This is a genomic window from Pseudomonas sp. S3_B11 (assembly GCF_054667715.1).
The window spans coordinates 5,958,759-5,983,413 of the sequence record NZ_CP162749.1; the positions used below are offsets into that span (position 1 = coordinate 5,958,759).

General features: G+C 60.2%; 21 protein-coding genes. 10 read left to right on the forward strand and 11 right to left on the reverse strand.

Annotation, left to right across the window (positions count from 1 at the left end; translation table 11 throughout):
* Positions 1-2: 2 nt before the first annotated feature.
* The 5 genes from AB4O22_RS26655 to AB4O22_RS26675 all read left to right on the forward strand — a co-directional run bounded on the left by AB4O22_RS26655 (position 3) and on the right by AB4O22_RS26675 (position 5,015).
* Complete coding sequence (locus tag AB4O22_RS26655) at positions 3-1,022, forward strand: putative 2-aminoethylphosphonate ABC transporter substrate-binding protein (RefSeq protein WP_003196191.1); 1,020 nt, start codon at positions 3-5, stop codon at positions 1,020-1,022.
* 150 nt (positions 1,023-1,172) lie between these two features.
* A complete protein-coding gene (locus AB4O22_RS26660) occupies positions 1,173-2,330 on the forward strand; it encodes a TIGR03364 family FAD-dependent oxidoreductase (protein WP_460097506.1) in 1,158 nt (385 codons plus the stop codon).
* Entirely contained in the window at positions 2,327-2,896 is a 570-nt protein-coding gene (locus AB4O22_RS26665; protein WP_460097508.1) for an HD domain-containing protein, read from the forward strand. Before AB4O22_RS26660 ends, AB4O22_RS26665 begins: the two co-directional genes overlap by 4 nt.
* A 297-nt stretch (positions 2,897-3,193) precedes the next feature.
* Positions 3,194-3,568: a lysozyme inhibitor LprI family protein gene (locus tag AB4O22_RS26670; RefSeq protein WP_003196186.1), complete on the forward strand. Its 375-nt coding sequence runs from the start codon at positions 3,194-3,196 to the stop codon at positions 3,566-3,568.
* 322 nt (positions 3,569-3,890) lie between these two features.
* A complete protein-coding gene (locus AB4O22_RS26675) occupies positions 3,891-5,015 on the forward strand; it encodes a GGDEF domain-containing protein (protein WP_460097510.1) in 1,125 nt (374 codons plus the stop codon).
* A 230-nt stretch (positions 5,016-5,245) separates the two neighbouring features.
* Here the strand turns inward: AB4O22_RS26675 and AB4O22_RS26680 are convergent, their stop codons facing one another.
* The 5 genes from AB4O22_RS26680 to AB4O22_RS26700 form a co-directional block, all read right to left on the reverse strand.
* The gene (locus tag AB4O22_RS26680) at positions 5,246-6,034 is read right to left on the reverse strand and encodes an SDR family NAD(P)-dependent oxidoreductase (RefSeq protein ID WP_460097511.1); all 789 of its coding nucleotides are present in this window, start codon (positions 6,032-6,034) and stop codon (positions 5,246-5,248) included.
* A 130-nt stretch (positions 6,035-6,164) separates the two neighbouring features.
* Positions 6,165-6,518, reverse strand: coding sequence for a VOC family protein (locus AB4O22_RS26685; RefSeq protein WP_223472453.1), 354 nt, complete (start codon positions 6,516-6,518; stop codon positions 6,165-6,167).
* A 184-nt stretch (positions 6,519-6,702) separates the two neighbouring features.
* Complete coding sequence (locus tag AB4O22_RS26690; RefSeq protein WP_460097512.1) at positions 6,703-7,428, reverse strand: hypothetical protein; 726 nt, start codon at positions 7,426-7,428, stop codon at positions 6,703-6,705.
* A 248-nt stretch (positions 7,429-7,676) separates the two neighbouring features.
* Positions 7,677-8,564 (reverse strand): lysophospholipid acyltransferase, encoded by an 888-nt coding sequence (locus tag AB4O22_RS26695; protein ID WP_460097513.1) that lies wholly within the window; start codon positions 8,562-8,564, stop codon positions 7,677-7,679.
* 42 nt (positions 8,565-8,606) lie between these two features.
* Positions 8,607-9,164, reverse strand: coding sequence for a DNA-3-methyladenine glycosylase I (locus tag AB4O22_RS26700; RefSeq protein ID WP_003196165.1), 558 nt, complete (start codon positions 9,162-9,164; stop codon positions 8,607-8,609).
* An 81-nt stretch (positions 9,165-9,245) separates the two neighbouring features.
* Here AB4O22_RS26700 and glyQ point away from each other — a divergent pair, with 81 nt between their 5' ends.
* The 4 genes from glyQ to AB4O22_RS26720 all read left to right on the forward strand — a co-directional run bounded on the left by glyQ (position 9,246) and on the right by AB4O22_RS26720 (position 13,651).
* Positions 9,246-10,199 (forward strand): glycine--tRNA ligase subunit alpha, encoded by a 954-nt coding sequence (glyQ, locus tag AB4O22_RS26705; RefSeq protein WP_003177094.1) that lies wholly within the window; start codon positions 9,246-9,248, stop codon positions 10,197-10,199.
* The gene (gene glyS / locus AB4O22_RS26710; protein WP_003196162.1) at positions 10,196-12,247 is read left to right on the forward strand and encodes a glycine--tRNA ligase subunit beta; all 2,052 of its coding nucleotides are present in this window, start codon (positions 10,196-10,198) and stop codon (positions 12,245-12,247) included. Before glyQ ends, glyS begins: the two co-directional genes overlap by 4 nt.
* A gap of 4 nt (positions 12,248-12,251) precedes the next feature.
* Positions 12,252-12,791 carry a D-glycero-beta-D-manno-heptose 1,7-bisphosphate 7-phosphatase gene (gmhB, locus tag AB4O22_RS26715; RefSeq protein ID WP_161796653.1) on the forward strand — a complete coding sequence of 180 codons (540 nt, stop codon included), beginning with the start codon at positions 12,252-12,254 and terminating at the stop codon, positions 12,789-12,791.
* An 80-nt stretch (positions 12,792-12,871) separates the two neighbouring features.
* Positions 12,872-13,651 carry a lysophospholipid acyltransferase family protein gene (locus tag AB4O22_RS26720; RefSeq protein WP_038855869.1) on the forward strand — a complete coding sequence of 260 codons (780 nt, stop codon included), beginning with the start codon at positions 12,872-12,874 and terminating at the stop codon, positions 13,649-13,651.
* Between the two features lie 177 nt (positions 13,652-13,828).
* Here the strand turns inward: AB4O22_RS26720 and AB4O22_RS26725 are convergent, their stop codons facing one another.
* The gene (locus AB4O22_RS26725) at positions 13,829-15,346 is read right to left on the reverse strand and encodes a PAS domain-containing sensor histidine kinase (RefSeq protein WP_460097515.1); all 1,518 of its coding nucleotides are present in this window, start codon (positions 15,344-15,346) and stop codon (positions 13,829-13,831) included.
* Between the two features lie 209 nt (positions 15,347-15,555).
* On the opposite strand from AB4O22_RS26725, the gene AB4O22_RS26730 reads away from it, so the two are divergent.
* Positions 15,556-16,290 (forward strand): response regulator transcription factor, encoded by a 735-nt coding sequence (locus AB4O22_RS26730; protein ID WP_223472456.1) that lies wholly within the window; start codon positions 15,556-15,558, stop codon positions 16,288-16,290.
* A gap of 66 nt (positions 16,291-16,356) precedes the next feature.
* Here AB4O22_RS26730 and gabP read toward each other — a convergent pair whose 3' ends face one another.
* The 5 genes from gabP to dnaA all read right to left on the reverse strand — a co-directional run bounded on the left by gabP (position 16,357) and on the right by dnaA (position 24,271).
* On the reverse strand, positions 16,357-17,751 hold the full coding sequence (gene gabP, locus AB4O22_RS26735; RefSeq protein ID WP_223472457.1) for a GABA permease: 1,395 nt from the start codon (positions 17,749-17,751) through the stop codon (positions 16,357-16,359).
* A gap of 303 nt (positions 17,752-18,054) precedes the next feature.
* A complete protein-coding gene (gene gyrB / locus AB4O22_RS26740) occupies positions 18,055-20,472 on the reverse strand; it encodes a DNA topoisomerase (ATP-hydrolyzing) subunit B (RefSeq protein WP_027912872.1) in 2,418 nt (805 codons plus the stop codon).
* 5 nt (positions 20,473-20,477) lie between these two features.
* Complete coding sequence (gene recF / locus AB4O22_RS26745; protein WP_003196148.1) at positions 20,478-21,581, reverse strand: DNA replication/repair protein RecF; 1,104 nt, start codon at positions 21,579-21,581, stop codon at positions 20,478-20,480.
* 20 nt (positions 21,582-21,601) lie between these two features.
* Positions 21,602-22,705: a DNA polymerase III subunit beta gene (gene dnaN, locus AB4O22_RS26750; RefSeq protein WP_003196145.1), complete on the reverse strand. Its 1,104-nt coding sequence runs from the start codon at positions 22,703-22,705 to the stop codon at positions 21,602-21,604.
* Positions 22,706-22,744: 39 nt separating this feature from the next.
* The gene (gene dnaA / locus AB4O22_RS26755) at positions 22,745-24,271 is read right to left on the reverse strand and encodes a chromosomal replication initiator protein DnaA (RefSeq protein ID WP_003196144.1); all 1,527 of its coding nucleotides are present in this window, start codon (positions 24,269-24,271) and stop codon (positions 22,745-22,747) included.
* Between the last annotated feature and the right edge of the window lie 384 nt (positions 24,272-24,655).

A 24,655-nucleotide genomic window follows, 5' to 3' on the forward strand; every position in this document is an offset into this window, starting at 1 on the left:
TCATGTTCAAACGCACCGCTCTGGCCGCCGGCCTGCTCGCCGCTTGCGCCATGCAGGCCCAGGCCAACACCGAGCTGACCGTGTACACCGCCCTCGAAGTGGAACAGCTGGCCGCCTACAAGAGCGCCTTCGAAAAGCTGCACCCGGATATCGAGATCAAGTGGGTACGCGACTCCACCGGTATTGTCACCGCCAAGCTGCTGGCCGAGAAGGATCGTCCGCAGGCAGACGTTGTCTGGGGCCTGGCTGGCTCGAGCCTGGCTGTGCTCAAGCAACAAGGCATGCTCGAAGCCTACGCCCCGGCCAACCTGGACAAGATCGGCGCCAACTACCGCGACACCGCCAACCCACCGGCCTGGGTCGGCATGGACGTGTGGGCTGCGACCATCTGCTTCAACACCATCGAGGCCGAGAAGCAGGGCCTGCCCAAGCCGACCAAATGGGAAGACCTGACCAACCCGGTGTACAAGGGCAAGATCGTCATGCCCAACCCGGCTTCGTCCGGCACCGGCTACCTCGACGTCAGCGCCTGGTTGCAGACCTTCGGCGAGCCCCAGGGCTGGGCCTACATGGACAAGCTGCACCAGAACATCGGCCAGTACACCCACTCCGGCTCCAAGCCGTGCAAGCTGGCCGCCGCCGGTGAGTTTCCCATCGGCATTTCTTTCGAGTACCCGGCTGTGCAACTCAAGCGCAAGGGTGCGCCGCTGGACATCGTCCTGCCGAAGGAAGGCCTGGGTTGGGAGATCGAGGCCACCGGCATCATCAAGGGCACCGAGCAACTGGAAGCGGCGAAGAAGCTCGCCGACTTCTCCGCCAGCCGCGAGGCCATGGACCTGTACAAGGCGAATTTCGCCGTGCTGGCCCAGCCGGGCATCGCCGAGCGCTTCCAGGAACTGCCCGCCGACTACGAGCAGCGCCTGATCAAGAACGACTTCGCCTGGGCCTCGGAAAACCGCGACAAGATCCTCGCCGAATGGCGCAAGCGCTACGACGGCAAGTCCGAACCTGTCGCCCAGTGACGTGGCCGGCAGAATCCTGTTGGCGGTGTGACGCGGGTCTGCTGTACGGCTCGCCCGCCAGCCTTCCCAGAGGGGTTCTGCCAATCGGTGCTGCACGTTGATTCATCCGGCTGCGTTGGCGGCCGCCTTTTTCGTTCCAGGAGTTTCCCCATGAGTCAGCACGACTGCGATCTGTTAATCGTCGGTGCCGGCATGCTCGGCCTCGCCCATGCCTGGGCCGGCGCCAAGCGCGGCCTCAAGGTACGTGTGTTCGAGCGCAGCCACACGCCGCTCGGCGCCTCCATCCGCAACTTCGGCCAGGCCCTGGTCACTGGCCAGGCACCCGGCGTGATGCTCGACCTGGCCCGCCAGTCCCGCGGCCTGTGGGCCGAACTGGGCCAGGCCGCAGGCCTGCAGCTCAAGCAACAGGGCTCACTGCTGTTTGCACGCAGCGAAGCCGAAGAAGCCTTGCTCGAAGCCTTCTGCGCGGGCCGCGCTCGTGAGCAGGGCTACCGCGTCGAGCTACTGCGCGGCGCCGCCCTGAATGGGCTGTACGGCGGACGTTTCGCCCACCATCGTGCCGCCCTGCATGGCCTCGACGACCAGCAGCTGTATTCCCGTGAGGCGCTGCCGCAGATCGTCGATTACCTGCGCGGGTTGGGCGTGCAGTTCCACTTCTCCACCCTGGTGCGTGACGTCGAACCAGGTAGCGCCCTGACCAGCGCCGGAAGTTTCATCGCCAGGCACATCGTGGTCTGCTCCGGACACGATTATCAGACCTTGCTGGCCGAGCCGCTGGACGCACTCCAGCCTTCGGTGTGTCGCTTGCAGATGCTGCGCGCCCGCCTGCAACAGCCGCTGGACCTGCAGCACGCGGTGCTCACCGGACTCAGCTGCGTGCATTACGGCGCTTTCGCCGATCTGCCGGAAGCCGAGGCCATTCGCGCGCAGATCCGCCGCGAGCAGCCGGAACTGGAAACCCACGGCATCCACCTGCTGGTCAGCCCGACGCCCCATGGCGAGTTGATCATCGGCGACTCCCACGACTACGGCAGCGACGCCTCGCCGTTCAATGCCGAGGCCGTGGACGACCTCATGCTGGCGCTGGCCGAGCACACCCTGGGCGGCAAGCTGCAGGTGCTGGAACGCTGGCAGGGCGTATACGGCTCGCGCGGGCCCGGCCCGTTCAGCGTGGTGCAAGCCGGAGCAGGTGTCAGCGCCGTACTGATGCACACCGGCCTGGGCATGAGCGTCGGCCTAGGCCTCGGCGAGCGCAGCCTGGCGGCGCTGCTCGGCGAAGAAGAATGGCCGCAGGCGTGCGTCGCATGAGCGCGGAGCAGGCGGTGGCCGAGCTGTTTGCCCTGTGCCGCCAGCAGGCGCAGGCGGACTACATCGGCGAGGCGGTCAGTCAACTCGAACATATGGTCCAGGCCGCCGAGCTGGCACGTGACGAAGGGGCAGACGAAGAGCTGGTGCTGGCCGCTTTCTGCCACGATGTCGGGCACTTCTGTGCGCCGCTGACGACGGAAAACTCAATGGCCGGCCTGGGCCGTCGAGGCCACGAGCGGGTGGGCGCAAACTGGCTGTTGGGGTTGGGCTTCTCCCAGCGCCTGGCGGGGCTGGTGGCGCGGCATGTTGACGCCAAGCGTTACCTGAGCTGGCGCGAACCGGCTTATCTGGCAGGGTTGAGTGAGGCCAGCCGGCAAACGCTGCACTGGCAGGGCGGACCGATGACGACCCCTGAGGCCGAAGCTTTCGAGGCCGACCCGCTGTTTGCCGACAGCCTGCGTTTGCGCCGCTGGGACGAGGCGGCCAAGGTCGCCGGGAGACCTTCAACCGATCTCAGCGATTTGGAGCAGCTTGCGATACATGTTCACCAGGCTGCGATACCTTGAGAGGTCCTCAGGTGCAGGTCGGTCAACAATAGCGATGCTTCCTGCTTCTCGGCCTGGTTATCACCTCTATCGGAAAGGACCGATCGGTAGGTGAAATAAAGCAAACCCGGCGCACTCGAAGGCGCCTTGCGCACAGCCACCATCAAGTGCAGGCAAACGCCTGACTGGATGACACTCGCATTTGCCCCTTGTTCAGGCCGAACGAACCCTAGGATCTGCTTCATTGTTCTACAACCCGCATGATAAATTCCCCGCCGCGACCTCTAATCAATAGAGGGCATTCAGGGAGAGAAGTAAGTGATCAAGTCTTTGTTGGTTGGGACATTGCTGGCAATGGCATCAGCATCGGCATCTGCGATGAGTTGCGATAACCCTAGAAACGCCTATGACAGAACCTATTGCGCATCGCTGAAAATGGTTCAGTCGGATCAGGACATCAATGATCAATACAAGAAGACGATGAGTGCGCTGAACCCGGATCAAAAGAAAAAAGTGAAAGCCGCTCAAATCCAGTGGATCAAAAATCGTGACAGCGCCTGTTCCAACGATGGCCTGCTCTACCTGGACTGTGCCAACGAGAAGACCGAGGCGCGTATCGTCATCCTCAAAGCTGTCGAGCGCGAGTGCCGTGCCGCCGGTTGCGACGACGCCAAGCTGTCGCAAGTCGAGTAAGCCGTAAACAACTTGCCCTCGCTGAAAAACCCGACGTAAAACGTCGGGTTTTTCTTTGGCGGGTTCACCCGCTATCGCGGCTCAACGCTATTCAACACCCGATTCGCCAACAACGACTCAACTCGCCCTTGCCCCTTTTTTCATGCCTGGCGCAGGCCACACACTCTTCAGGCTCGGGGAGTTACGCCAGCGAGGCGAAGATCCCAGCGGGCGGGACAGCGAGATGTTTCGCTAAATCTCATCTTCACAGTAATTCAGTTGTTTGCATTGGTGGCAGGGTGCCACAATCGTTTTTTTGTTGCGTCATAACCAGGTGGTTCAAATGTATGGCCCAAGATTGCGCAATGGCCAGGATTTTGTAATAGCCGAGCAGGTGCGAACTGACCGATTGCAGCAACTGTTTCGCCAATCCGTTTCTGCGGTTTTGGGTAGTTACCTGGCTGCCATCATGCTGAGCTGGCTGTGTTGGGATCGTTTTGAGCACAGCGCTATTTTTTGGTGGCTGGCCATCCTGACCGCATCGACGCTGGTGCGTATCGCGATGTTCGTTGCCTATTTCCGCAGCGACGAAAGTCAGCGCACGCCTCGACATTGGGAACGCAAATACTGGGTCACGCTGGTGCTGTCCGCCAGCATCTGGGGCGGTGGGGCGTTTGTGCTCATGCCGGCGGACGATCTGTTGTCGCAGGCGTTGGTCATGCTTTTTACGGTCGGCATGTCCGTCAGTGCGGTGTCCTGCTACTCGGCCTATCGCGATATGACACTGGTTTCCATCGGCGTGGTGTTGTTGCCATGCACGATCTGGCTGCTGTTTCAACCGTCCCCGATCCAAGTCGGCATGGCCCTTTCGATTTTGGTATTCACGGCATTTGCGGCCCGCGCCACGCACAAAATGTCCCAGGCACTGGAGATCGCCTTTCGACTCACCCGTGAAATGGAACAGGCGAACAGCATTTCAACCCGCGCCGCGCAAACCGATGAACTGACCGGTCTGAAGAGTCGACGGGCATTTTTCGAGCATGCCCAGCAGCTTTATGACGAATGTAAGGCCAACCGGTTGGGGTTGTGCGCAGTCATGTTGGACATGGATCACTTCAAGCACATCAACGACACCTACGGCCATCAGGTCGGAGATCAGGTTTTGCGTGAGATGGGGGTGGTGATCAGTTCGTCGTTTCGGGCGACGGATATCCACGGCCGGCTCGGTGGGGAAGAGTTCGCCATTCTGCTTCCGGACACGTCTATTGAGGTCGCCACCCGGATTGCAGAACAGCTCATCGATACGATTGCGGGTTTGATGATCGAGCCTGTTCACTGCATAACCGCCAGCCTTGGCGTCGCATCGACGGAGGCCTGTAATAAGGATCTTCATAGCTTGATGAATGATGCGGATAAGGCTCTGTATCGAGCGAAGGCGTTGGGGCGTAATCGAGTGGCTGTTGCTTAGTAGGGGTGGCTTTGCCCAGAGCAAAATCAAAAAACCGCCAATTCGGCGGTTTTTTTACTTTTCCCTGATCTCGCGTTTGATCGCGCCCACGCTCCGCGTGGGAACGATCGTACCCCGTGCTGCCCGGCATCGTGGCGAGGGAGCTTGCTTGCGCTCGGCGGCGCAGCCGTTGTGAATCGGCCGGCGCGGTTTGCCCGGAAGCTGGCTCCCACTTTTAGCAATGCACTCCGCTAAATGATGCTATCCACCACCCCACCATCAACCCGCAGCGCTGCGCCAGTGGTGGCCGAGGCCTGTTCCGAGCTGGCGTAGATGATCATGTTGGCGACTTCCTCGACGCGCGCCGCGCGCTGGATGATCGAGGTGCTGCGGTGCTGGTTGACGAAATCCGCCGCGACCTTTTCCAGGCTTTCCCCGCTGCGCTCGACGTCCGCCTGGAGCATCTGGGCAACCCCTTCGGAAAGCGTCGGCCCAGGCAACACCGAGTTCACCGTCACGCCCGTGCCGGCAAGGCGCTTGGCCAGGCCGCGAGCGATGGACAGTTGCGCGGTTTTGGTGAAGCCGTAATGGATCATGTCAGGGGGAATGTTCACGCCCGATTCCGATGAGACAAACACAATCCGCCCCCAACCGCGCTCGACCATGCCCGGTGCGTAGGCCCTGGAAACACGCACGCCCGACATTACGTTGGTCTCGAAGAAGCGCTGCCATTCGCTGTCCGGCGTCTCGAAAAAGTCTTCCAGTTTGAAAATGCCCAGGTTGTTGATGACGATATCGAAGCGTGGGTATTTGGCGATCAGTGCCTGGCAGCCCGGCGCGTTGCTCAGATCGCCAACAAAGCCATCGGCCCTTGAAGCGAGGGCGCCCAAGCGCTGCAACGCATCCTCCACGCTGCTTGCGCTGCGACCGTTGATAACCACTTGGGCGCCGGCTTCCAGAAAGCCTTTGGCTGTCGCAAACCCAATACCGCTGGTGGACCCAGTGACCAACACGTGACGGCCGGTGAAGTCGATGTTCATGAGGGGGACTCCTTGATTAATGAACCAGAGGAAGTGCGATACGGCTTTGCCATCCCAATGTCGCCGATATCGCAGGCCCTTAATCATGGACACGATTGAGGCTTTGCGCCTCTTTGTGATCAATCAGTCATCAAGAAGCCGACCACACCGCCAGCTCATAGCCATCCGGATCGATAAAGTGGAAACGTCGGCCACCCGGGAAAGCGAACACATCACGGCTGATGGGCGCTCCCGCGGCTTCGAGCCTGAGTTGGGTGCCTTCGAGGTCATCCGCGTACAGGATGATCAATGGGCCACCCGGGCGCACGGGTTCACCGGTCGTAAAGCCACCGGTCAGGCGACCATCGCTGAACTCGGTGTAGGTCGGGCCGTAGTCGACGAAATGCCAGCCGAATACGCTTCCATAGAAGGCTTTGCTTCGGGCGATGTCGTTGACATTGAGCTCGATGTTATCGATCTGACGGTCTTTTCCGCGAATGCCCATGGATGCTTCCTTGGCTGGTTGGGGACAAGCAAGCTTAGGGCATCAGCCAACATCTATGTGAAGGTGCCGGCCTCTTCGCGAGCAGGCTCGCTCCCACAGGGTTGCGTGATCGTTCCCACGCTGCTGCATGGGAATGTTTCCAGGGACGCTCCGCGTTCCGCTTCTAGGATTCGCGACCCCGCTTTCAAGCCTGCGCGCTGAATCGCTGTGCAGCACGCCGTGCAAGCATCGCGGCTTCCGTCTCTCGCGTCGCCCGTTCGCCTTTGTACGCCAGTTGGTTGAAAAACAACCCGTCCGAAAACTCCTGGGGAGACACCGAGGCTCTGCGTTTAAGCATCGGCGCCAAGTCGATGGTGTTGGCGAAGTTTTCCTTGGTCAGGTTGTACAGGCCCAGGTAGCTACCGGACCAGGGCGAGTCGGCGTCGACCATGTCGATAGAGGCATCGCGGAACGCAACAGCGGCGGCTTTCAGGTCAGTGGATTCATTGAGCAGATCCGTCAGCCGCTGGGTGTCTGCGCTGCTGAGTTGGCCGGCCGTGTTGAGCACCTTCAGGCGGCCATCGGCCTCGACGGTGAAGCCGTATTTCTTGCCGGCCAGGTCCGGATGGGTTGCCGACAGCGTTGACTGGAACGTCTCGAAGGAGGTTTTCAGGGTGTTTTTCGCGCTCTCGGTGATCGCGGCAAATCGAGGGAAGTCTGGCGATTGGGAGCGACCGATCCAGGTTTCGATGACCACTGGCGACTGCACCATGGTCTGGGTTTCTTCACTGGGGTGGTAGATCGCTGCAGGGCTGGCGTTTGCCAGCTGCTTTACGGCGTCCGCTGGAGGATTGGTTACCAGCTTCTGGTCGGAGCGGGTGAGGTTGGTGTTGGCGGGAAAGATAGAGGCAGCGTTCAGGGAGAGTCCCATTTCATCGGTCCATGATTGGCGGATACATCGGGTTATCGACAGCCGGGGACTGAGCTTTAGGAGGGGGTAAGGCGTGGGGCTGCTTCAGCCCAGCGGGAGCAAGCTCCCTCGCCACAGGGGTTGGGGTCAGTTAGTTATGCGGCGGCTGTCAGGGCGCTATCGCGAGCAAGCTCGGCTCCCACATGGGTTCTTGGGTGTTTACAGGTCCTGCATTCACCACAACCTAGCTCATATGAAGCAACAGGCCTTCAGTACCACCGCGCCTCGCCCGGCGGACGTTTCTTGAAGCGTTTCATGCTCCACATGTACTGGCTCGGGTAGGCCCGTACATAGCGCTCCACCACTTGGCTCATGGCGGCGCAGGCCGTTTCGGTGTCGGTGCTGTACATGGCCTCCGGCGCGGCTTCGAGGATGACTTTGTAGCCGGAGCCGTCCGGCAGGCGCAGGGCGTGGAGGAAGACGCCGACCGCTTTGCCGCCGGCGAGCATGTTCGGTACGAACTTGCTGGTCAGGGCCTGGGTGGCGAAGAAGGGCACGAAGATACCGGCGGATTCGGCCGGTTCCGGGTCGGCAGGGATGCCCACCTGGCCGCCCTTGCGCACTTCCTTGATGACGCTGAGGATGCCTTCCTTGGTGGATGCTGCGACTTTGTTGCCCAGTTGCACGCGCTGTTTGCGCAGCAATTCATCCACCGCCTTGAGCTTGGGCGGACGGTAGAAAATAATCGGTTTGCACTGGCTGCAATAGAAGTGGTTGAGCACTTCCCAGTTGCCCAAATGGCTGGTGATGCCGACCACGCCCTTGCCGGAGGCCAGCGCTTCTTTCAGCACCTCCAGGCCTTCGACTTCACGCACCAGGTCGATGGAGCGCTGGGCCGGCCAGATCCAGGCGCAGGCGCTTTCGGTCAGGGATTTGCCGATGTCCTTGAGGCTCTGGCCAACGAGGCGTTCGCGCTCGGCCGGGTCCATCTCGGGAAAACATTTGGCGAGGTTGATCCGCACCACCTCGCGGGAGCGGTTGGGCAGCTTCCACATGAACCAGCCAATGGCCGAGCCCACCGCTTGCACCGCCCGCCAGGGCAGCAGCGCAAACAACCGCAGAGCGCCGACCAGCAAGGCGCCTTTCAACTTATCCACAGGTCACTCCTAATGTATGGGCCGTGTTGCGAGCCGGCTATTCTAACCGCCGTTTACCAACTCGGCGTAGCGGTCGCAATCCTGGGTGTGGTCCATGACCATGCCCGAGGCCTGCATCAGCGCATAACAAATGGTCGGTCCGACGAAAGTAAATCCAGCTTTCTTCAGGCCTTTGCTCATCGCCAGCGCCTCGGGCGTGATGGCCGGCACTTCGGTGCGGTCCTTGAAATGGTTGATGATGGGTTTGTCGCCCACGAACGACCAGAGGAACGTCACCGGGTCTTCCAACGCCAGCCAGGCCTGGGCGTTGCGGCGGGCGGCCTTGAGCTTGAGGCGGTTGCGGATGATGCCGGGGTCGAGCATCAGTTCATCGATTTCGGCGTCGCTCATCTGCGCTACCCGCTGTACATCGAAGCCGTACAGCACCTCCCGGTAACGCTCGCGTTTGCGCAAAACGGTGATCCAGGACAACCCGGCCTGGAACCCTTCGAGCAAAAGCAACTCGAACAAACCCTGCGCATCGCGCAGCGGCGTGCCCCACTCCTGATCGTGATAAGCCATGTACAACGGATCGTCTGAACACCAAAAGCAGCGTGGCATAAGGCTCCAGGGGGCGTGCGCACGAACGAATCGGGTATACTCCCGCTCTTTAAATCGCAGCCCAAGAAACAGGTGAATTTCGTGAGCCAGCCTACGCCAGCCGTGCGTACCTTCCAAGACTTGATCCTCGCCCTCCAGCAATACTGGGCCGAGCAAGGTTGCGTGGTACTTCAGCCCTACGATATGGAAGTAGGCGCCGGCACTTTCCACACTGCCACGTTTCTGCGTGCCATCGGCCCGGAAACCTGGAACGCCGCTTATGTGCAGCCCAGCCGCCGCCCGACTGACGGCCGCTACGGCGAAAACCCGAACCGTCTGCAGCACTACTATCAGTTCCAGGTCGTGCTGAAGCCGAACCCGGAAAACTTCCAGGAACTGTATCTGGGCTCGCTCAAGCACGTGGGCCTCGACCCGCTGGTGCATGACATTCGTTTCGTCGAAGACAACTGGGAATCGCCAACCCTGGGCGCCTGGGGCCTGGGCTGGGAAGTCTGGCTCAACGGCATGGAAGTGACCCAGTTCACCTACTTCCAGCAGGCGGGTGGCATCGAGTGCTACCCGGTCACCGGCGAAATCACCTACGGTCTGGAACGCTTGGCCATGTACCTGCAGGGCGTGGATTCGGTCTACGACCTGGTGTGGGCCGACGGCCCGTTCGGCAAAGTGACCTACGGCGACGTGTTCCACCAGAACGAAGTGGAACAGTCGACCTACAACTTCGAACACGCCAACGTCGAGAAGCTGTTCGAACTGTTCGATTTCTATGAAAGCGAAGCCAAGCGCCTGATCGAGCTGGACCAGCCGCTGCCGTTGCCGAGCTATGAAATGGTGTTGAAGGCGTCCCATACCTTCAACCTGCTGGATGCACGCCGGGCGATTTCCGTGACCGCGCGCCAGCAATACATCCTGCGTGTACGCACCCTGGCGCGTTCCGTTGCGCAAGCCTACCTGCTGGCACGTGCCAAGCTGGGCTTCCCGATGGCGACCCCGGACCTGCGTGATGAAGTGTTGGCTAAGCTGGAGGCTGCACAATGAGTGCTCAAGATTTTCTGGTTGAACTGGGCACCGAAGAACTGCCACCCAAAGCCCTGAACACCCTGGCCGATGCGTTCCTGGCCGGTATCGACAAAGGCCTGCAAGCCGCCGGCCTGGGCTACGAAGCCAAACAGGTGTACGCCGCGCCGCGCCGCCTGGCCGTGCTGATCACCGCACTGGCGACCCAGCAGCCGGACCGCAGCATCAACCTCGACGGCCCGCCACGCCAGGCCGCGTTCGATGCCGACGGCAACCCGACCCAAGCTGCCCTGGGCTTCGCCAAGAAGTGCGGCGTGGACCTGAGCGAAATCGACCAGAGCGGCCCGAAGCTGCGCTATAGCCAAAGCATCAAGGGCAAGCCGACCGCCAGCCTGTTGCCGACCATCGTCGAAGATTCCCTCAATGACTTGCCGATCCCCAAGCGCATGCGCTGGGCCGCGCGCAAGGAAGAGTTCGTGCGCCCGACCCAATGGCTGGTGATGTTGCTCGGTGACCAGGTCATCGACTGCACGATCCTGGCCCAGAAGGCCGGTCGCGATTCCCGCGGTCACCGCTTCCATCATCCACAGAGCGTGCGCATCACCTCGCCGGCCAACTACCTGGCCGACCTGCGTGCCGCCTACGTGCTGGCCGACGCCAACGAGCGTCGCGAGTTGATCAGCAAGCGCACCGAAGAGCTGGCCACCCTGCAGGAAGGCACCGCCATCGTGCCGGCCAACCTGCTGGACGAAGTGACCGCGCTGGTGGAATGGCCGGTGCCGCTGGTGTGCTCATTCGAGGAACGTTTCCTTGAAGTGCCGCAGGAAGCCTTGATCACCACCATGCAGGACAACCAGAAGTACTTCTGCCTGCTGGACGCCGAAGGCAAGTTGCTGCCGCGCTTCATCACGGTCGCCAACATCGAAAGCAAGGACCCGCAGCAGATCATCGCCGGTAACGAAAAAGTCGTTCGCCCGCGCCTGACCGATGCCGAGTTCTTCTTCAAGCAAGACAAGAAGCAGCCCCTGGAAAGCTTCAACGAGCGCCTGCGCAACGTGGTGTTCCAGGAAAAACTCGGCAGCGTCTACGACAAGGCCGAGCGCGTGTCGAAACTGGCTGCGTTCATCGCTCCACGCATCGGCGGCGACGCCCAGCGCGCGGCCCGTGCCGGCATCCTGTCCAAGTGCGACCTGTCCACCGAGATGGTCGGTGAGTTCCCGGAGATGCAAGGCGTCGCCGGTTACTACTACGCCCTCAACGATGGCGAGCCGCAAGACGTGGCCCTGGCACTGAACGAGCAGTACATGCCGCGCGGTGCTGGCGCTGAGCTGCCGACCACCCTGACCGGTGCGGCCGTGGCGATCGCCGACAAGCTCGACACCCTGGTCGGCATCTTCGGTATCGGCATGCTGCCCACCGGCAGCAAAGACCCTTATGCCTTGCGTCGTGCGGCGCTGGGCGTGTTGCGGATCCTGATCGACAAGCAGTTGGACCTGGACCTGAACGACGCAGTGGCGTTCGCCGTCAACGCGTTCGGCAGCAAGGTCAAGTCTGCCGGCCTGGCCGATGCCGTGCTGGAATTTATCTTCGACCGCCTGCGTGCGCGTTATGAAGACGAAGGTGTCGAAGTCGCGACCTACCTGTCGGTGCGAGCCCTGAAACCGGGTTCGGCCCTGGACTTCGACCAGCGCGTACAAGCGGTGCAGGCGTTCCGCAAATTGCCGGAAGCGGCAGCGCTGGCGTCGGTGAACAAGCGGGTGTCGAACCTGCTGAGCAAGGCCGAGCCTTCCGTCAAAGCCGTTGAAGCACGCTACTTTGATAATGCCGCCGAGTTTTCGCTCAACTCGGCGATTCAACAGGCGTATGCGTCGGTGCAACCGCTCATGGAAAAACGCGATTATGCCGAGGCACTGGCGCGCCTGGCGGCACTGCGCGAGCCGGTCGATGCGTTCTTTGAAGCCGTGATGGTGAATGCGGACAACGAAGACGTTCGCAAGAATCGTTATGCATTGCTGGCACGCCTGCGCAGCCTGTTCCTCAATATTGCCGATATTTCCGTGCTGGGTTGAGGAGCTGCTGTTGAAACTGCTGATTCTCGATCGGGACGGGGTGATCAATCACGACTCCGACGCTTACATCAAATCGGTGGAGGAGTGGTTGCCGCTACCCGGTTCGATCGAAGCCATCGCGCAGTTGAGCAAGGCCGGCTGGACGGTGGCGGTTGCCACCAACCAGTCGGGCATTGCCCGCGGTTATTATGACCTCGCCGTGCTCGAAGCCATGCACGAGCACCTGCGTGCATTGGTGGCGGAGCAGGGCGGGGAAGTCGGGCTGATCGTCTATTGCCCCCACGGGCCGGACGAAGGTTGCGATTGCCGCAAGCCCAAGCCGGGCATGTTGAAAACCATTGCCGCGCATTATGGCGTGGCGCTGGCGGGTGTGTGGTTCGTCGGCGACAGCCTCGGTGACCTGGAGGCGGCCAAGGCCGTCGATTGTCAGCCAGTTTTGGTAAAGACCGGGAAAGGCGAAAAGACTCTGGGCAAGACCCTACCGGTAGGCACCTTGATTTTTGACGACTTGGCGGCGATTGCCGCTGAACTTATCCACAATTAGAGCTCCCAAGACAACCTGATCAAGGATTGTTCGGGAAGCGCTTGAACAGGCGGGCATTGCCCGCAACGGTAAATGCCGCTATGTCGATATTGCAGGCCATCAGAGCCTTTCTCTTTTACCTGCTGTTGGGCACCAGTTCCTTGCTGTGGTGCTCCCTGAGTTTTTTCATCGCGCCTTTCTTGCCGTTCAAGGCGCGCTACCGTTTCATCAATGTGTACTGGTGCCGCTGCGCGCTGTGGTTGAGCAAGGTGTTCCTGGGCATCAGCTATGAAGTCAAAGGTGCCGAGAACGTGCCTGACCGGCCCTGCGTGATCCAATCCAACCACCAGAGCACCTGGGAGACGTTCTTTCTCTCGGCCTATTTCGAACCGTTGAGCCAAGTGCTCAAGCGTGAACTGTTGTTCGTGCCGTTCTTCGGCTGGGCCATGGCGATGCTGCGCCCGATCGCCATCGATCGCGACAACCCCAAGGCGGCCCTCAAGCAGGTCGCGAAGAAGGGCGACGAACTGCTCAAGGATAACGTTTGGGTGCTGATCTTCCCCGAGGGCACCCGTGTTCCTTATGGAACTGTCGGCAAATTCTCCCGCAGCGGTTCGGCATTGGCCGTGAACGCCGATCTTCCCGTGCTGCCGATTGCACACAATGCCGGCAAATTCTGGCCCAAGGCTGGCTGGATCAGGAAACCGGGCGTCATCACCGTGGTGATCGGCGCGCCGATGTATGCCGAAGGCACTGGGCCCCGTGCCATCGCCGAGCTCAATGACCGCGTACAAGCCTGGAATGAACAGACACAACGGGAAATGGGCTCGCTGCCTCCGACCCCGACAACACCGGCCACCTCCGACCAGCTCGCTGTTTGAGATCTGTGGATAACCTGTGTACCGTTTCTTCGAAATCCGTTGCTTTTATGCTGTAAGTCTATGTTTTTAATACATATTTCCTAAAAACATAAAACCCGCGGTTAGGTGCATAAGTTTTTTATAGCACCAAAAGATCGCGGCCTTCGGCAGCTCCTACAGCCGAAGGCCGTTATCTTTTCAATCTGCCAATAACGGAAAGCGCAGGCTAAACGTCGTGCCTTTACCCACCACGCTACGGCACTCGATTTTCCCCTCGTGATGGTCAACCACGGCCTTGACCATCGACAGCCCCAAGCCAATTCCATCGACCCCGTGAGCCGAGGAAAACCGTCGGTACTGACTGAACAGGTCGGGTAGTTCTTCGGCGCTGATGCCTTTGCCCTGGTCGGCGACATTGCAGATCAACCAGCCCGGGGTGCAATGAACCTGCAGCGAAATGCAGGCGTCGGGCGCGCTGTACTTGATGGCATTTTCCAGCAGATTGAACAAAGCACGGGTCAGCAACGGTTGATCCGCCCTCACCATCGCCTCTTCATCCGCTATTTCATGAATCAACTGGATGCGTTTTGCCTGGGCGATGGGCAGCGCCTGGTCGAGTACATCCAGCACCAGCATGGCGAACAGCGTCGGCTGGAATTGATACGCCTCGGATTCGGCCTTGGCCAATTGCACGAAGCCCTCGGTCAGGTCCAGGGCGCGACGTACCTGGCGCTCGATCTGGTCGAACAGCGGATTGTCCCCACCGACCTGATGCCGTTGCACATCGAGCAATGCAAGGATCGCCGAGTGCGGGGCGCGCAAGTCGTGGGAGAGAAAACGCAGCATGACGCTGCGCTGTTCTTCAGCCTCACGTTCGGCGCTCAGGTCCGTGAGGCTCAACAACCAGCCAATCGGCGCGTCGCCATCAACCGGCAACAACGCCGCTCGTTCCAGGCGCAAGCTGCGCTCGCGAATGTCGCGAAACTCCACCAAGGGCAATGTGGATAACCGGTGATGGGCCCCATGCTCCAACCCTGGATAACCCAATTGCCCGAGATGCTCCAGCACGTCGCCGCCCGCCAGGCCATGACCGAACAGCTCGCGCGCCTTGCGATTGCCAAGCAACAGCTTGCCTTGAGGATCACTGATCATGGTCGCCACCGGCAGGTATTCCAGGCCATCGGCAATGAAACGCCGGGTGTCGCGGGTTCGACTCATGGCTTGTTCCAGGGCCATGATCTGACCCTGCAAGCGGTCGCTGCCGGTGTAGGAGGCGCGGCGACGTTCCGGGAAAACTTTGGGCTCCGCGTCCAGGCGTGCCAGCTCCCAGCCGAAATAGGCCAACACCACGCTCAGGCGCCGCCAATTCCAGATCAGGTAGCCGAACATGATGCCCAGCACACTTGCCATGGGCGACCACCACCAGCCTCGCGCGCCCAGCACGGCACTGATCAACAGGGCCAGGCTCATGCCGCCCACTGTTGTCCACAGGGCCAGGCGCGGGCGCAACAGCAACAAGCCCAATACACAGGCCACCAAACACACTGACAACAACACAGCGCCTGGATGGTTACCCGTCGATTGGCTGCTCAATGACAGCAAGGCCGTCAGCGGCAACAGCAACAGACTTATCCACAACCACTCCCGCACCAACTGACGAAACAACCGCTGGACCTGGGTTGGCTCACGACTTTCACGCCGACGTTGGTTATTCATAGGCCTCCTGGCCAAACTCAAGAACTGGAGATTTTTTCACAGGCCTGCCAAGCCCACGACTATAACGGGACTCGATGGGTGGCGCGCTGCTGCCTTTCCCTCTGTGCCGCGAGCCGGTATTGTCGCAGCCAGCGACAGGTCAATGACAACGAATCAGCCATTGCCACCTGAAGATGTCCGTTACTCTCGAGATCAAGGAATCGCATTCCATGCGTGTCGCCATACTGGACGATGAACCGGCCGAGCTGCGCCGGGTAGAACAGACACTGCAACAAATCCCCGGCAGGGGCGAGCAAGCCTGGGCCCTGCACAGCTTTGAGCGAGGCGAGGACTTGTTGCGGCAACTGCGCCGGGAAACCTTCGACCTGTTGATCCTCGACTGGCAATTGCCCGACATCAGCGGGCTTTCATTGCTGCGCTGGACCCGCGAGCACATGGATTCGCCACCGGCCGCCATCATGCTGACCAGCCGCGACGGCGAGCACGACATCGTCCAGGCCCTCAACGCCGGCGCCGACGACTATGTGAGCAAACCCTTCCGGCCCAACGAGCTCAAGGCCCGGGTCACCGCTGTGCTGCGCCGTCACAACCTGCAGCGCGCGCCCGCCAGCGACGTGCTGGTGTTCAACGACCTGGCGTTCGACGACGCCGAGCTGACCATCACCCGCGCCGGCATTCCCATCAGCCTGACCGAGCGGGAATACCGCCTAGCCCGGTGCCTGTTCGCCAACCTGGGCCGGCCGCTGTCTCGGGAGTATTTCTACGAACGCTTCTGGACCCACGAGGAAATGACCTCGTCCCGCCCGCTCGACACCCATATCTATCGCCTGCGCAACAAGCTCGGCCTGACGGCAGATCGGGGTTGGCAATTGCTGACTATTTATGGGTATGGGTATCGGTTGGAGAGTGTGGCTGCGGGAAGCGAAGCGTCTGTCGCGAGTTAGCAAAAAAAGGCCAACGCATGAACGTTGGCCTTTTTCGTTGGAGCGGATGAACCCAGGGTGATCAGCTCACCTGGCCATCTGTAGCCCTTTTCCTGCCTTGGCGATCCGACGGCGCTGCACCAGCAACCCGGACGCGACGACCAGTACGCTGAGCAGACCGGTCGCGAGGATTTCCACGCGGTGGGCTTCCTGGAACAGCATGATGGTCAAGGCTCCCACGATGAAGACGATCACCGCGTAGGTCAGGCCGGGGAACAGCCACATGCTGAAGGCGACTTTTTCACCACGCGCCATGCGTTGTTTGCGCATGCGCAGTTGCGAAATCGCGATGACCAGATACACCAGCAACGCAATGGCGCCGGAGCTGGCCAGCAGGAATTCGAACACGGCGGCCGGAGCCACATAGTTGGCGAACACGGCGAGGAAGGCCGCCCCGGTCGACAGCATCACCGCCCAGTAAGGCGTACCGCTCTTGTTGGTGCGCTGGGAAACGGCCGGCGCATCACCACGCTTGCCCAACGAGAACATCATCCGCGAAGCCGTATACAGCGCCGAGTTCAGGCAGCTCGTGACCGCCACCAGGACGACGATATCGACGATCAGCTTGGCATTGGGGATGCCCATGCGCTCCAGCACCGTCTGGTAGGAACCGACGCTGGCCAGGATCGGATCGTTCCATGGCACCAGGGCGACGACGATGAAGATGGAGACGAGGTAAAACAAGCCAATCCGCCAGATGACCGAGTTGGTCGCCTTGGAAATCTGCTGGCCCGGGTTCTTCGATTCGGCCGCCGCGATGGTCACGATCTCGGTGCCCATGAACGAAAACATGGTGGTCAGAATTGCCCCCAACACCGCGCCCATACCGTTGGGCAGGAAGCCCTGGGTGTCGAACAGGTGCGAAACACCGCTGACCTGGCTGGTGGGCAGCAAGCCGAAGATCGCCATCACACCCAGGCCAATGAAGCCGATGATTGCCACCACCTTGACCAGGGCGAACCAGAATTCGAATTCTCCGTAATTCTTCACGCTGAACAGATTGGTGACCGTCAGCATCAGGGTGATGACCAAGGTGAAGGCCCAGATTGCCACGTTCGGAAACCAGGCATGCAGGATCGTCGCGGCGGCGTTGGCTTCCAGCGGAATCACCAGGACCCAGAACCACCAGTAGAGCCAGCCGATGGTGAAACCGGCCCAATGACCAATCGCACGGTCAGCATAGGTCGAGAAGGAACCGGTGTCCGGCGACGCCACCGCCATTTCGCCCAGCATCCGCATCACCAGCACCACCAAGGCACCCGCGGCAGCGTAAGCCAGCAGCACGGCTGGACCGGCCGCTGCAATAGCGTGGCCGGAGCCAACGAAAAGGCCAGCGCCGATGACGCCGGCGATGGATAGCATCGTCACATGCCGGGGTTTGAGCCCTTGCTCCAGATGATTGGAAGTTTGCGTACCGCTCATTGAGACTACCCTTGGTGTTGGATTTATTCGTGTCACCTCGTACCCCACCGTTCCCCTGTCAATTTAAAGAAACGATGTGTAATTTATTTAACACGCAAGTTCTGCGCCAGAAAATCTGAGGCCCCGTTATCCGGGGCTCTCACCCAATTCCTAACCTATTGAGCATGAAGGCTTTGTGCCAAGGTGTTACCGAGTTACCCCGTTTTTTATCCACAGGCCTGAAAAGGGTGCACGTTTTTCAAACGTAAAAAAAAGCCAACGCATAAGCGTTGGCTTTTTTTTGGAGCGGTGCTGCTGAAGGGATCAGAAATCCAGGTTGGATACCGCCAACGCATTGCTCTCGATGAAGTCACGACGAGGCTCGACCGCATCACCCATCAGGGTGTTGAAGATCTGGTCCGCGCCAATGGCGTCTTCGATGGTGACTTTCAGCATCCGGCGCGAGCCTGGATCCATGGTGGTTTCCCACAGCTGATCCGGGTTCATCTCGCCAAGACCTTTGTATCGCTGGATGGTGTGGCGCTTGGTGCTTTCGGCCATCAGCCACTCAAGGGCTTCCTTGAACTCGGTCACGGCCTTCTTGCGTTCACCACGTTGGATGTACGCACCTTCGTCCAGCAGCGTGCTCAGTTGCGCGCCGAGGGATACGACGGTCTTGTAGTCGTTGCTGCCGAAGAAGTCGCGGTTGAAGGTGACGTAGTTCGACAGGCCGTGGGAGATCAGTTCGACCTCCGGCAGCCAGACGTTACGTTCACGGTCTTCACGCAGGCTGGCTTTGTAGACCAGGCCGGATTTCTCGACAGTGCGCAGGCGTACTTCGTACTGGGCCAGCCAATCCTGCATCGCTGCGTGATCGGACAGTTGCTCCAGGCTCACGGCTGGCAGGTAGATGAAGTGCTCGGTCAGTTCCTGTGGGTACAGGCGCGACAGACGCTTGAGGGTCTTCATCACCAGGCGGAAGTCATTCACCAGGCGCTCAAGGGCTTCACCGGAAATGCCTGGGGCATCTTCGTTCAGGTGCAGGCTCGCGTCCTCCAGGGCCGACTGCGTCATGTACTCTTCCATGGCGTCGTCGTCTTTGATGTATTGCTCTTGCTTGCCTTTCTTGACCTTGTACAGCGGCGGCTGGGCGATGTAAATGTAGCCGCGCTCGATCAACTCCGGCAGCTGACGGAAGAAGAATGTCAGCAGCAGGGTACGGATGTGCGAACCGTCGACGTCAGCATCGGTCATGATGATGATGTTGTGATAGCGCAGCTTGTCGATGTTGTACTCTTCGCGGCCAATGCCGCAGCCCAACGCCGTGATCAAGGTGCCGACTTCCTGGGAAGAAATCATCTTGTCGAAGCGTGCCTTCTCGACGTTCAGGATCTTGCCCTTGAGCGGCAGGATGGCCTGGGTGCGGCGGTTGCGACCCTGCTTGGCGGAACCGCCAGCAGAGTCACCTTCCACCAGGTACAGCTCGGACAGGGCAGGGTCCTTTTCCTGGCAGTCGGCCAGTTTGCCCGGCAAGCCGGCGATGTCCAGCGCGCCTTTGCGGCGGGTCATCTCACGGGCCTTGCGCGCCGCTTCACGGGCACGGGCGGCGTCGATCATCTTGCCGACCACCAGCTTGGCTTCGTTCGGGTTTTCCAGCAGGAAGTCGGAGAAGTACTTGCCCATCTCCTGTTCAACTGCGGTCTTCACTTCGGAAGACACCAGCTTGTCCTTGGTCTGGGAACTGAACTTTGGATCCGGCACCTTCACCGAGATGATCGCGGTCAGGCCTTCACGGGCATCGTCACCGGTGGTGGCGACTTTGTGCTTCTTCGCCAGGCCTTCCTGTTCGATGTAGTTGTTCAGGTTACGGGTCAGTGCCGAACGGAAGCCCACCAGGTGGGTGCCGCCGTCGCGCTGCGGGATGTTGTTGGTGAAGCACAACAGGTTCTCGTTGAAGCTGTCGTTCCACTGCAGGGCGATTTCCACGCCGATGCCGTCTTCACGCTGGACGTTGAAATGGAACACCTGGTTGACCGGGGTCTTGTTGGTGTTCAGGTACTCAACGAACGCACGCAGGCCGCCTTCGTACTTGAACAGCTCTTCCTTGCCGCTGCGCTCGTCCTTGAGGACGATGCCGACACCGGAGTTGAGGAAGGACAGTTCACGAATCCGCTTGGCCAGGATGTCCCAGCTGAAGTGGATGTTCTTGAAGGTTTCGCTCGAAGCCTTGAAGTGGATCTGGGTGCCTGTGCTTTCGCTGTCGCCAACGATCGCCATCGGGGCCTGGGGCACGCCGTGGATATAGGTCTGCTCCCAGATCTTGCCGCTGCGGCGAACGGTCAGGACCAGTTGTTCGGACAGCGCGTTCACTACCGATACACCTACGCCGTGCAGACCGCCGGATACCTTGTAGGAGTTGTCGTCGAACTTACCGCCTGCGTGGAGGACGGTCATGATGACCTCGGCGGCGGAAACGCCTTCCTCTTTATGCACGTCTACCGGGATGCCACGGCCGTTGTCGCGAACGGTGATGGACTCATCCGGGTGGATGATGATGCTGATGTCGTCGCAATGGCCGGCGAGGGCTTCGTCGATGGAGTTGTCGACCACCTCGAACACCATGTGGTGCAGGCCGCTACCATCGTCGGTGTCACCAATGTACATACCGGGACGTTTGCGTACGGCATCCAGGCCTTTCAGCACTTTAATGCTCGTTGAGTCGTACGTATTTTCTTCGCTCAATGCCTTCACTCCCGATGGTCGTGGGTCTGGGTGATACGGCCCTGTTCCACGTGGAACAGAGCGACTGGCGTTTCCGTCTGCCAGCCTTCCCTCAATAATTCGTGGTCTACACAGGTGATGAACACCTGGCAGCGTAAGTCTTCCAGCAAGCGGCATAGCGCGCGGCGGTGGGCTTCGTCCAGCTCGGACGGCAAGTCATCCACCAGATAAATACACTGACCGCGGCGGGCCTGGCTGACCAGATGCCCCTGGGCTATGCGCAGGGCACACACCACCAACTTCTGCTGCCCCCGGGACAAGATGTCCGCGGCGTTATGTGCGCCCAATCTGAGACGCAAGTCAGCACGTTGTGGTCCGGCCTGGGTATGGCCCATCTGCTGGTCCCGCTGCAGCGAGCCAGCCAACACGGTGCTCAGTTCCCGGTCCTTGTCCCAGCCTCGGTAATAGCTGAGCGTCAGGCCCTCAAGCTCAACCAGCTCGCTCAAGGTCTGCTCAAAGACCGGTTTCAAGGCTTTGATGTAAGCGCGGCGGTATTCATCGATTTCAGCGCTGGCCTGGCACAGTTCCCTGTCCCAAACCGCTTGCGAAACGGCGTCAAGTGTACCATGTCGCAGCCAAGAGTTTCGCTGGCGCAGCGCCTTCTGCAGGCGTTGCCAAGTGGTCATGAACCGCGGTTCCACGTGGAACACGCCCCAATCGAGAAATTGCCGACGAATCTTCGGTGCGCCCTCCAATAGACGGAAGCTGTCCGGGTTGATCAACTGCAATGGCAGGATCTCGGCCAGCTGTGCCGCGCTGCGAGCGTTCTGCCCATCGATGCGGATCTGGAACTCGCCTTGCCGGTCCCGCGATATCCCCAGGGCACTATGGCCGCCTTCTGCCAGTTCCACCTGCCCGAACACGGTGCATGCCAGTTGATCGTACTGGATGACCGGTAATAGGCGGGTGCTGCGAAACGAACGGGCAAGCCCGAGCAGGTGCACGGCTTCCAGGACGCTGGTTTTGCCGCTGCCGTTGGCGCCGTAAAGGATATTGATGCGGGGGGAGGGGGAGAAGGTCACCGGGTGCAGATTGCGCACCGCGGTGACCGAGACGCGACTTAAGGACATCTAGCTTCTGCTGGGCATGATTACAGACGCATCGGCATGACAACGTAAGCCGAATCGTCGTTATCGGACTCTTGCACCAGCGCACTGCTGTTGGAGTCGGACAGGATCAGACGCACTTGCTCGGTGGTCATCACGCCAAGCACGTCGAGCAGGTAGCTGACGTTGAAGCCGATTTCCAGGGAGCCGCCGTTGTACTCAACGCCTACTTCTTCTTCCGCTTCTTCCTGCTCCGGGTTGTTCGCCTGGATCTTCAGTTGACCATTGGCCAGTTGCAGGCGGATGCCACGGTACTTCTCGTTGGAGAGAATCGCGGTACGGCTGAAAGCTTCGCGCAGCGCCTGGCGATCGCCCAGGACCAGCTTGTCGCCACCTTTTGGCAGCACGCGCTCGTAGTCAGGGAATTTGCCGTCTACCAGCTTCGACGTGAAGGTGAACTCGCCGGTGGTGGCGCGGATGTGGTGCTGGCCCAGCACGATGCTGACGTTGCCGTCCGGCTCGGTCAGCAGGCGGGCCAACTCTAGGATACCTTTGCGCGGCACGATCACCTGGTGGCGATCCGGCTGACCAATATCGGCCTGCATCGAGCACATGGCCAGGCGGTGGCCGTCGGTGGCGACGGCGCGGATGACGCCAGCCGACACTTCCAGGAGCATGCCGTTGAGGTAATAACGCACGTCCTGCTGGGCCATGGCGAAACTGGTGCGTTCGATCAGGCGACGCAATTTGCTCTGGTCCAGGCTGCAAGTCAGCGAACCCGGGCCTTCTTCCACAGTCGGGAAATCGTTGGCTGGCAGCGTGGACAAGGTGAAACGGCTGCGACCGGCCTTGACCACGAGCTTCTGCTCATCGACCTTGATGTCGATCAGCGCGTCGTTGGGCAGGCTCTTGCAGATGTCCATCAGCTTGCGCGCCGGCACGGTGATGGAACCCGGATCGGCCGGTTCTTCAAGTTGCACACGACCGACCAGCTCGACTTCCAGGTCGGTACCGGTCAGCGACAGTTGCTGGCCTTCGACAACCAGCAGCACGTTGGAAAGTACCGGCAAGGTCTGGCGGCGTTCGACGACGCCTGCGACCAGTTGCAGGGGTTTCAACAGGGCTTCGCGTTGAATGGTGAAATGCATGGTCTAGTCCCTTGCCTTAATAAGCTGCGCTGGTGGTCATCAAGTGGTCAGTGTACGCAGCAGGTTCTTGTAGTCCTCGCGGATGTCCGCGTCGGATTCCTTAAGTTCGTTGATCTTGCGGCAGGCGTGCAGCACGGTGGTGTGGTCGCGTCCGCCAAACACATCGCCGATTTCCGGCAGGCTGTGGTTGGTCAGTTCCTTGGACAGGGCCATCGCCACCTGACGCGGACGTGCTACCGAACGCGAACGGCGTTTGGACAGCAGGTCGGAAATCTTGATTTTGTAGTATTCCGCAACGGTTCGCTGAATGTTATCCACAGAAACCAATTTGTCCTGAAGTGCCAACAGATCCTTCAAGGATTCGCGAATCAACTCGATGGTAATGTCGCGACCCATGAAGTGCGAGTGAGCGATCACCCGCTTGAGGGCACCTTCGAGCTCACGCACGTTGGAGCGAATACGCTGAGCGATGAAGAACGCGGCGTCGTGAGGCAGCTCGACCTTGGCCTGGTCGGCTTTCTTCATCAGGATCGCGACCCGGGTTTCCAGCTCGGGCGGCTCGACGGCCACCGTCAAGCCCCAGCCGAAACGCGACTTGAGGCGTTCTTCAAGGCCTTCGATTTCTTTCGGGTAGCGGTCACTGGTGAGAATGACCTGCTGCCCGCCTTCAAGCAACGCGTTGAAGGTGTGGAAAAACTCTTCCTGGGAACGTTCCTTGCGGGCGAAGAACTGAATATCGTCGATCAACAAGGCGTCCACCGAACGGTAGAAACGCTTGAACTCGTTGATCGCGTTCAGCTGCAGCGCCTTGACCATGTCGGCCACGAAACGCTCGGAATGCAGGTACACAACCTTGGCATTCGGGTTCTTCTTTAATAGATGGTTGCCCACCGCGTGCATCAAGTGGGTCTTACCCAAGCCTACGCCGCCATAAAGAAACAGCGGGTTGTAGCCATGCTTGGGGTTGTCCGCGACCTGCCAGGCCGCGGCGCGAGCCAGTTGGTTGGATTTACCTTCGACGAAATTCTCGAAGGTAAAGGTCCGGTTCAGGTAGCTGGTGTGCTTGAGCGCACCTTCGACCTGGACGGTGCGCTGTTCGGCCCGCACTGGCGCCTGCTGGGAGCTGGCACCGGCCATCGGGTCGAAGCTGTCCCGGGAGGGTTCTTCGCTGACCTCGGCGACCTTTTGTGCGTTGCGTTTGCTCGGGGCGGGCGCGGGTGCCGGGGCAGCATGGTTGTTAACCGGTGCCGTTGCAGCCTGCTGGGCCTGTGACGCTGCGGCGGCCAGCGGCGCGTTGGGTGCGGCGCGCGGTGCCGAGCTGCGCTTGCTGCCTATTAATAAGGACAACGCAGGCGCCATGCCATTGCCATGCTCGTCGAGCAGTTCCATGACCCGGCCCAGGTACTTTTCGTTGACCCAGTCGAGAACGAAACGGTTCGGTGCATAGACACGCAACTCGTCGCCTTCGGCTTCGACCTGTAGTGGACGGATCCAAGTGTTGAATTGTTGGGCAGGCAGCTCATCGCGCAAAAGCTCCACGCACTGCTGCCAAAGTTCCACTGACACGGATATCCCCTAAGTTGAAAGCCGGTGAGGCAAAAACAAGCGGCCATTGTAGCGAGCAGACGCCCACTTATCCACATGCAGCTTGCTGATCGCCCATGATTTATCAATGTGTTAACTGCAAGAAAGACGACGGGCGGTCAGTGGATAAGCTCTGTGGATAACAGGGCCTGAGGTCGTTGCACAAGTGGGGGCGAAAGTCGGTGGATAACCGCCCTGTGGATAACCACGCATTCCACACACAGCTTATCCGACAGCGCAGCACAGGCTGGCCACTGCTTTCCCCTGTAGTTGTCATTCTCTGTACATGGCGGATTACAAGGCCTGAGCATGGTTATCCACAGACAGGTGACTGCCTTGCTTTTATAAGCTTTACAGAAAAGCTTT

What these genes read in the sequence shown, in the direction of transcription:
- AB4O22_RS26700 (WP_003196165.1), bottom strand. Translation starts at nt 9,164, where the DNA reads ATGCCACGCTGCTTTTGGTGTTCAGACGATCCGTTGTACATGGCTTAT.
- gabP (WP_223472457.1), bottom strand. Translation starts at nt 17,751, where the DNA reads ATGAGCGGTACGCAAACTTCCAATCATCTGGAGCAAGGGCTCAAACCC.
- dnaN (WP_003196145.1), bottom strand. Translation starts at nt 22,705, where the DNA reads ATGCATTTCACCATTCAACGCGAAGCCCTGTTGAAACCCCTGCAACTG.
- AB4O22_RS26685 (WP_223472453.1), bottom strand. Translation starts at nt 6,518, where the DNA reads ATGGGCATTCGCGGAAAAGACCGTCAGATCGATAACATCGAGCTCAAT.
- AB4O22_RS26660 (WP_460097506.1), top strand. Translation starts at nt 1,173, where the DNA reads ATGAGTCAGCACGACTGCGATCTGTTAATCGTCGGTGCCGGCATGCTC.
- AB4O22_RS26720 (WP_038855869.1), top strand. Translation starts at nt 12,872, where the DNA reads ATGTCGATATTGCAGGCCATCAGAGCCTTTCTCTTTTACCTGCTGTTG.
- AB4O22_RS26655 (WP_003196191.1), top strand. Translation starts at nt 3, where the DNA reads ATGTTCAAACGCACCGCTCTGGCCGCCGGCCTGCTCGCCGCTTGCGCC.
- AB4O22_RS26690 (WP_460097512.1), bottom strand. Translation starts at nt 7,428, where the DNA reads ATGGGACTCTCCCTGAACGCTGCCTCTATCTTTCCCGCCAACACCAAC.
- AB4O22_RS26675 (WP_460097510.1), top strand. Translation starts at nt 3,891, where the DNA reads ATGTATGGCCCAAGATTGCGCAATGGCCAGGATTTTGTAATAGCCGAG.
- AB4O22_RS26725 (WP_460097515.1), bottom strand. Translation starts at nt 15,346, where the DNA reads ATGAATAACCAACGTCGGCGTGAAAGTCGTGAGCCAACCCAGGTCCAG.
- AB4O22_RS26680 (WP_460097511.1), bottom strand. Translation starts at nt 6,034, where the DNA reads ATGAACATCGACTTCACCGGCCGTCACGTGTTGGTCACTGGGTCCACC.
- AB4O22_RS26730 (WP_223472456.1), top strand. Translation starts at nt 15,556, where the DNA reads ATGCGTGTCGCCATACTGGACGATGAACCGGCCGAGCTGCGCCGGGTA.
- glyS (WP_003196162.1), top strand. Translation starts at nt 10,196, where the DNA reads ATGAGTGCTCAAGATTTTCTGGTTGAACTGGGCACCGAAGAACTGCCA.
- recF (WP_003196148.1), bottom strand. Translation starts at nt 21,581, where the DNA reads ATGTCCTTAAGTCGCGTCTCGGTCACCGCGGTGCGCAATCTGCACCCG.
- AB4O22_RS26665 (WP_460097508.1), top strand. Translation starts at nt 2,327, where the DNA reads ATGAGCGCGGAGCAGGCGGTGGCCGAGCTGTTTGCCCTGTGCCGCCAG.